This window comes from Bacillus sp. JJ1521, from assembly GCF_036965165.1.
In the GTDB taxonomy this organism is placed as follows: domain Bacteria; phylum Bacillota; class Bacilli; order Bacillales; family Bacillaceae_L; genus Ferdinandcohnia.
Genome location: NZ_JBALOX010000201.1, coordinates 1 through 6,209 on the forward strand (window position 1 = coordinate 1; position 6,209 = coordinate 6,209).

Below are 6,209 nucleotides of genomic sequence, written 5' to 3' on the forward strand. Positions count from 1 at the left end.
TCATTATGATTTATTTTACAAAACCTTATCATATTTTGGTATCCCTATTTTTGTAAAAGGAAAAACAGTACCCAACTTAGAGGCACTGGCTCAATTCTTTTACAGTTTGAATCTACTTATCATTGTGTTTAATCTGCTTGCTAAATCCGAGAGTAGTTCTGAGTGATCAGAGATTGTTTCCATTGAACTATTTGTTTGCTGGACAGAGGCAGATGTTTGCTCAATTCCCGCTGCAGACTGTTCGGAAACAGCTGCAATATTATCGATCGACGAATTCATCTCGACTGTATTGCTTGCGATGGTGTCAAGGCTCTCGGATATGCTCTGGATGCGTTTAACCATGACGGAAACCGCATCGTAAATATCCTTAAACGTTTGACCTGTCACTTGAATTTGCTTAGCCCCTTCATCCACCTGGCTGTACCCATCTAATAGACTTTGTGCAACAGAATTAGATTCTTTTTGAATGCTATTTACAATATCAGTTATGTCTTTAACGGAATGAGATACTTGCTCGGCAAGCTTTCGAACTTCATCAGCGACTACTGCAAATCCTCGCCCGTGTTCCCCAGCACGAGCAGCTTCAATTGCAGCATTAAGTGCTAAAAGATTGGTTTGATCCGCAATATCACGGATAACCTTGACGAGAGTTGAAATTTGCTTTGTTTGTTCATCAAGCCCTTTAACCTTTTTCACGGAATATTCCATGATGCTGTTAATTTTATTCATTTGCTCTGTTGAAGCATTCATGAATTCATGACCTTTTTCCGTCATTTCTAATACATTTTGTGATGATTCATTAATTTGACTTCCATTTTGGTTAGCTGTCTGTATTTTTTCAGCATATTCCTCCATCATTTTTGCTAATTGGGTTGATGAATGTGCCTGTTCCTCAGCGCCAGTTGACAATTCCTGGACGGTAGATGCAATTTGTTGGCTTGCTGCCTTCACTTCACTTGATGAAATCATCAATTCAGAACTCTTTGATGTCACTTGGTCAGAGACAGTTGAGATTTCATGAATCATCGAACGAAGGCTGTTATTCATGACATTTAATGAATTACTCAGCAACCCGATTTCATCTTTTCCTTTTACTTGAATCTCGTCTACCTGGAGATTTCCGCCTGATATACGATCTGAAACTCTAACCAAATTGTTAAGCTGTTTCCCGATATTGCGACCAATAATGACAAGGCTCAAGATTGCAATAACTGAAGACACCACTATTGAAACGAGTAAAACGACAATCGTTCCAGATACATTCGAATTGGCTGCTGTAATTGATTGATCACTTTTCGTTTTCATAATTACTCGAAGCTGATTTAGTTTATTTACAGTATCAGAAATAATCTGGTTAGCCTCTTTACTAGCTTGAATGGCTGCTAGCTTATCCATACGAATGATTGCTTGAAAAACCTGCTCATCAAACAATTTGGTCAGCCCCTCTTTGTTTTCGCCAACCTTGTTATAAAGCTGTTCAAGCTCAAATGTTGTAATAGCAGGACTTAGTTCCTTGGATAATTCATCATACTGCTCACTTAAATCCTGAATAGCCGTTACATGCGTGCCATTGCCATTCTGTGCATATAAGCTAATCTCACTACCCAATTGGCTAAAAACTCTAGACATCTCTGTTATGAGAATGGAGTGCTCACCACTTTTTTCAACTTCCTTCATTGCGTTGTTAATGTTGAATAATTGAATAAATATGATTGCAGCTGTAACACAAAACAATATAATTGTAAAAGTAAATGCAACTCCATATTTAGAGCCAATCTTTAAATTATGCCACCATGATGTGAGTTTTGATGGCGGCTTTTTGCGAACCGTTTTTACCACTTTTTTTCTACTTGACGCCTTCAATTGCCTTCCCCCTTCGCTGACCTATCTCTCTATATCGAAAATAAACCGTTTTCACTATCCCCTATTATAGTAGAAATTGTCGGATTTTGAAATATATTCTGCAAATTTATTTGGAAAAAGCAACCGCCATTTGGTTCAACTATCCTCCTGTGGTAAAATATATTAGTTAATCGAAAGAATAAGGAGCAAGAGAATGAACATTGTTGTTAGTACATTAAATGCAAAGTATATCCATACAAGTCTGTCGATTCGGTATTTAAAGGCATATGCCGCGCCTGAATTCGATGTAAAACTGGCTGAATACACAATTAAAGATCCAGCGATGAACATCGTTACCGATTTGTATCGAAAAAAACCAGATGTTATTGGCTTTAGCTGTTACATTTGGAATATTGAAGAAACCATTAAAGTTATCAAAATGCTCAAAAAAATAAATCCGGAGTTAGTCATCATCCTTGGGGGTCCTGAGGTAACCTATGATGTGCACGAATGGCTTGAACGCATACAAGAGGTTGATTACATCGTCATGGGTGAGGGTGAAGAAACCTTTAAAGATTTACTGACGGCGATTCGTGATGGGGAGAGTACAGATGAAATAAGTGGGGTCGCGTTCCGTAAAGAGGGGCAACTAAAGTTCAATCCACAGCGAAATAAACTAAACCTAAAGGATTTGCCATCACCTTTTCGCTTTGAAGAGGATCTCTCCTCTTTGTCAAAACGCGTGACGTATATTGAAACCAGTCGTGGCTGCCCTTTTAATTGTCAATTTTGCCTTTCATCCATCGAAGTTGGGGTCCGCTATTTTGATCGTGAAAAAATCAAAGAGGACATTCGCTTCTTAATGGATCATGGTGCCAAAACCATTAAATTCGTTGACCGCACCTTTAATATTAGCCGGAGCTATGCAATGGAGATGTTTCAATTTTTAATTGATGAGCGTCGCCCAGGCACCGTCTTCCAGTTTGAAATAACGGCAGACATCATGCGACCTGAAGTCATCGATTTTTTAAATAAAAACGCACCTGCTGGATTGTTCCGATTTGAAATTGGTGTCCAATCCACAAATGACCTGACAAACGAGTTGGTGATGCGAAAGCAAAACTTCTCAAAGCTTCAGCGTACGGTCATGATGGTAAAGGAAGGTGGAAAAATTGATCAACATCTAGACTTGATCGCAGGTCTTCCAGAAGAAGATTATCACTCCTTCCGAAAAACCTTTAATGATGTCTTTGACATGCGACCGGAGGAACTACAACTTGGTTTCTTAAAAATGCTTCGTGGAACTGGGTTACGAATTCGAGCGGCAGAGCATGATTACAAATATATGGATCATTCACCATATGAGATTCTTGGTAACAATGTCTTGAGCTTCGATGATATTACTCGCATAAAACAGGTTGAGGACGTGCTTGAAAAGTATTGGAATGACCACCGCATGAATGAAACAGTGGAGTTTTTAGTAAATCATAGTTTTGAAACACCCTTTGATTTCTTTCAAGACTTTGGGACGTATTGGGATGAACGTGGTTGGTCACGAATTGGTCACCAGCTGGAGGATTTATTCAAACGTCTCTACGAATTTCTTCAAGAAACAAACCGTGAACAGCTTCCAGTTATTGAAGCGATCATGAAATATGATTACTTAAGAAATCAAAAGTACAAACCACGTAAACCATGGTGGGAGGACTTCGTTAGCAAGCAAGATAGAGGGATATTCTATCAGGAGATTGTGGAGCATCCGGATGCCTTAGGTGAGGAATTTAGTAAATTACATCTTCAGGAAAAAGATTTGTACAAGCATACCGTCGTTGAAAAAATTCCATTTGACCTTGAGATGTATAAACAAACAGGTGAAATTACATTACAAGATACGTATTTGCTTGTTTATTTTGACCCTACTTCTCGTCAAGCAAAGGTATTTACACGAAATGCATCCTAAAAGATTAGAGTCAGCGAAGTGCTGACTCTTTTTACATCTAACTCCAGCGCCTAGCCCCTCGAGGTCACAAGCCAATCTGTCAAGAAGGTCAAAGAACAACCTTCTAGCCATCTCGTCTTGTGCTTGTCGGGGCTGATCATGGCGCTTGCGTTTTTGGATTATTCCCCTGTACTATTGCCTTTTTTTGAATTACGATTTGCACCCTTTATTGGATTTTCAGAATCCGCTTCTGCAGAAAATTCCGTATCCGGCATGCTTTCTTTTGGTGTAAAATTATTCTTTTTCGCAGCATCAAATTTCACTTTACGTTTCATGTTTCAACCCCCTTTTAATCAGTAGTTTTCACCATGATTACTCCGTCCATAAATGGTAAAATTCACCTTAATCATAGATTTGCATCTCTGACCAGATTTTTGCGTCGGATCCATGTTTTTTCGTCTAACCCACATTGTTTGCGTTTGTTCTCACAGATCTCTGTCTCCGATCCGATTTTTGCGTTCACCCGTATTTGGGTTCCCCAGGCACTTTATAAATTTTCTTATCATTGCAAACACTAAATTCAAACTAAATATGTGAGGTGTATATAGATGTCGAAAAAGAAAAACCAATCTGTAGAAATTGAATCACCGATTTTGGATGAAACAATGCCCCATCAAATCTCCGCTCCATCCTTTAAAGGGACCGGAATAAAAATACAGGAGCCATTTGTCAATGATCATGGAGTTGTGATTGGGGATAGCCTCTATAATTCACCCAATTCCCCGCTGAATAATTGGAGTGAGGAAACAGACCCTGAGATTATGGCCGGTGACCAGTGGGTCCATCCGACAAATGACATTGGCTGGAACACATCTGAAAACCGTGAGCTATTGGAAAGTAAAAAGCAGCCTAAAGGGGTTCCTTTCATGCATCCATCCAAGGATACTAGCTACGGCAATGACTGAAAAAAGAGCATCCTCCCGGATGCTCTTTTCATTATCCGATAATAAGTCTTTCTTTCGGGTAGTGGTAATTTACGTCCTTCCCTTTCTTCCCGATAATAAAGATAAAGTTCAGGATTCCAACCCGCCCTATAAACATGAGTAACATAATAAGTATTTTTCCAAAGTTACTTAAGTCAGGGGTAATCCCCATTGTCAATCCACATGTTCCGAATGCAGATGCAACTTCAAATAAAATCTCCATAAATGTAAACTCTTCTGTAATTGTTAAAATAAAAATAGATAAAAAGCACGTAAAAAACGCAAATATCGTCACAATTAAAGACTTGCGTATATCTTCTTCATGGATTTCACGTTTAAAAATTTTAATAGATTTGTTGCCCCTTGCGAAATTGAATAAAAACAAAATATTAATCGCAAAGGTTGTCGTGCGGATTCCCCCTCCAACAGAGCTTGGAGAAGCCCCAATAAACATCATAGAGCTTAAGAATAACAAAGTAGACTCAGTAAATTCATTCACGTCCACCGTAGCTAACCCTGCACTTCTAGTTGTCACCGACTGGAACAACGAATAGAAAAAAGCCCCATGCCAGCTCTTTCCTTCAAAAAAATGATTGAGCTCAAGTAGAAGGATCATCAAAGTTCCAAATACAACCAAAGACAAAAAGGTGACGGTTGTTAGCTTCGTAAACAATGAAAAACGATATCTTCCTTTTTTATTAAGAAGAAAATCTTTTATCTCCACTAAAACTGGAAAGCCAATCGCTCCTAGAATGATTAAAATTATCGTTATAAATTGGACAAAATAATCATTTGCAAAAGGTATTAAAGAGCTCCCTGTAATATCAAAACCGGCATTTGTTGTTGCACTAACCGCTGCAAAGATCCCGTGTATAAACGCTTCTTGCCACGTATCAAAAAATGGAATAAAATACAGACCTAAAATCACACTTCCAAACAACTCAATCGTAACAAAGATAATTAAAATTTGTTTAAGAAGATTTACCAAACCTGAAAGCTGTGATTGATTTTGGTCTACCATGATTAAACGTCTTTCACGCAACCCGATTTTCCTGCGGAATATTAGATAGATGAAGGTTCCCATCGTCATAATCCCAATGCCGCCAACTTGTAAAACAAAAATTAAAATAAAAATACCTGCAACCGAATATGTATCTTTTATGGATATAACACTAAGGCCAGTCACACTAATGGCACTTGCAGCTGTAAATAATGTATCAATAAAAGATACCTCTACTCCTTCCTTAATTGCGATAGGTAAACTTAGTAAGGCAACAGATACCGATACTGCCAACAGATAAAATGCAAAAATCAATTGGGCAGGTGTGAGTTCACTGATGTATCTATTTATTTTTTTCAACATTATTTTTCACCCTAACCTTTTAGATCAAATACGCCTCTGCGTATTTGCGCCCGATTTTTTTAGACCCACATGAGGTGGGTCA

General features: G+C 38.4%; 5 protein-coding genes and 1 pseudogene. 2 read left to right on the top strand and 4 right to left on the bottom strand.

Annotated elements, in window-relative coordinates:
* Positions 1–99 precede the first annotated feature (99 nt).
* Positions 100–1,047, bottom strand: coding sequence for a methyl-accepting chemotaxis protein (locus V7147_RS25275; protein ID WP_438824626.1), 948 nt, complete (start codon positions 1,045–1,047; stop codon positions 100–102).
* 6 nt (positions 1,048–1,053) lie between these two features.
* Positions 1,054–1,677, bottom strand: a pseudogene (locus V7147_RS25280) (HAMP domain-containing protein); the annotation flags it as partial.
* Between the two features lie 379 nt (positions 1,678–2,056).
* On the opposite strand from V7147_RS25280, the gene V7147_RS21760 reads away from it, so the two are divergent.
* Positions 2,057–3,802 (top strand): B12-binding domain-containing radical SAM protein, encoded by a 1,746-nt coding sequence (locus V7147_RS21760; RefSeq protein WP_335369901.1) that lies wholly within the window; start codon positions 2,057–2,059, stop codon positions 3,800–3,802.
* Between the two features lie 158 nt (positions 3,803–3,960).
* Here the strand turns inward: V7147_RS21760 and V7147_RS21765 are convergent, their stop codons facing one another.
* Complete coding sequence (locus V7147_RS21765) at positions 3,961–4,116, bottom strand: hypothetical protein (RefSeq protein WP_335369902.1); 156 nt, start codon at positions 4,114–4,116, stop codon at positions 3,961–3,963.
* Positions 4,117–4,389: 273 nt separating this feature from the next.
* Here V7147_RS21765 and V7147_RS21770 point away from each other — a divergent pair, with 273 nt between their 5' ends.
* The gene (locus V7147_RS21770) at positions 4,390–4,746 is read left to right on the top strand and encodes a DUF3905 domain-containing protein (RefSeq protein WP_335369903.1); all 357 of its coding nucleotides are present in this window, start codon (positions 4,390–4,392) and stop codon (positions 4,744–4,746) included.
* Positions 4,747–4,777: 31 nt separating this feature from the next.
* Here V7147_RS21770 and V7147_RS21775 read toward each other — a convergent pair whose 3' ends face one another.
* Positions 4,778–6,127, bottom strand: a complete 1,350-nt coding sequence (locus V7147_RS21775) for a TrkH family potassium uptake protein (RefSeq protein WP_335369904.1) — start codon at positions 6,125–6,127, stop codon at positions 4,778–4,780.
* Between the last annotated feature and the right edge of the window lie 82 nt (positions 6,128–6,209).